The organism is Biostraticola tofi, assembly GCF_004343195.1.
Taxonomy (GTDB): domain Bacteria; phylum Pseudomonadota; class Gammaproteobacteria; order Enterobacterales; family Enterobacteriaceae; genus Biostraticola; species Biostraticola tofi.
The window spans coordinates 1-1,564 of record NZ_SMCR01000031.1 but is presented as its reverse complement, the minus strand read 5'-3'; the positions used below and the strand labels follow the sequence as shown (position 1 = coordinate 1,564).

The following is a 1,564-nucleotide window of genomic DNA, read 5'->3' as shown; positions in this document are numbered from 1 at the left end:
CCGCCCCGTTCAGCGCCGTCAGTCCGCCAACCTTGACATCGTAGCCCCCCTGGCCGGCATACACCCCGGTCTGCTCCTTGACCGCGGCATAGGTGTAAAATCAGTAGATTATATCTAAGTAGCAATCTGAGAAAGATTCAACAATCGAGTTGTTTATCCTACAGCCGTTGTTCTGTACTCTCTGCATGCAGTTTTGTCCTCAGCCCTTCATTCACATCAGCCAGTTTAACTCCAGGAAAGCTTGTTCAAATCGCACCAGTTTCATGGAGACTAAGTATCCAGCGGGAACTTAAGCAAAAGAGCAAAACTTTAATCATTTAGACTGTTATAAAAATTAACAACACTGCTGAAATCGGTAGACCACTCAGATATTTTCATGCCATCTTCATCATGAGTTGTTCTTGTATCAATGTATTCATTTAGCTTGTTAGGATTAAAATCATTATATTCCTCCAAAAAAATGATACTATTTTGCACACATGCAATTTCAGATTCAAAATATATTACCCATACAAAAACAAAATTCACTAAATTAGGATCATACATTGACACTGCAAGAGCCGCGTGATTCCTTTTCTCAAGACCCTCTTTAAGTGATCTTAGCCAACTTTTCTTGTAATCAACTATATTCCAGTAGGTTAGAGGAATGTTCATCGATTCCTGAAAATCGTCAATAATTATAGATGCAGGTAAGAATATTTCATTTTCAATTTGAATCGCATGTTTTTCTGGAAAAATACCAAACATATCTCAGTCCTTAATTTTGATAAGATCACTGTCGTAGGTGCCAATTCTTTTACCTCTGTTGTTATATACCTTCCACCCATCAGTAACATTATGACTGTCGACATCAGGAGTTATATAATTTTTCCCATTTGAAAATACTGGTTGACCGTGAGAGTTAAAGGGTGCCTTTTGTGGTGGAATTCTCCGATCAAACCCTAGATTCTTTGCAGCTTCTTGAGCTTCTTTGCCTTTAAGTGCGAGATAAGCCAGGTCATCTTTTTTCGGTCCTTCCGGTATCGGTGTGACCGTTGTATTCCTCCCCGTTTCCAGCAGCCCTTCTGTATTACCGGTATGCGAGACGCCTTGCTGACCAGTTTTATCAGGTGTTGTAAGCGAAGTCCCTTTATTCTCATCCAGGATCGGATTACTCAGTTTCCCACCCGTCAAATCCCTTTCCGGCTGCGGGAAGATGGTGATTAACCCCTTCTGGTCCTGACCTACCATATAATCGTAGACTGTACGCTGCTCTGGGGTCAGGTCTTCTATCAAATCAGCCTTACCACTCAAGGCTACACCAAAAACGTATTCCTTATCTGCAGCAGAGAGGCTATCCAGCACGGTATTTGCCGCCCCCACACCCAGCAGGGCACCCAGTCCTTTCTCAACCAGCGTATTACGACAGGGAGCCGCTTCGGCACAGCCCTGGGCGGTCAGTTTGACACCCTGCGCAATGGCACTCAGATAGTTATTCTCTACCGCATTCTTCCCCGCCTGCGCCCCCGCCACCGCGCTCGCCACATCGCCGCCGGCCAGGCCGCCTGCCAGCCCTGCCGCCAGC

The 1,564-nt window shown here is 45.1% G+C and carries 2 protein-coding genes; both read right to left on the bottom strand.

Annotated features, from left to right (window positions below; all coding sequences use genetic code 11):
* Positions 1 to 309 precede the first annotated feature (309 nt).
* On the bottom strand, positions 310 to 747 hold the full coding sequence (locus EDC52_RS19780; RefSeq protein ID WP_131868057.1) for a hypothetical protein: 438 nt from the start codon (positions 745 to 747) through the stop codon (positions 310 to 312).
* Positions 748 to 750: 3 nt separating this feature from the next.
* Positions 751 to 1,564 (bottom strand): VENN motif pre-toxin domain-containing protein (locus EDC52_RS20000; protein WP_196237784.1); only part of this gene is annotated, 814 nt, incomplete at its 5' end.

What these genes read in the sequence shown, in the direction of transcription:
- EDC52_RS19780 (WP_131868057.1), bottom strand. Translation starts at nt 747, where the DNA reads ATGTTTGGTATTTTTCCAGAAAAACATGCGATTCAAATTGAAAATGAA.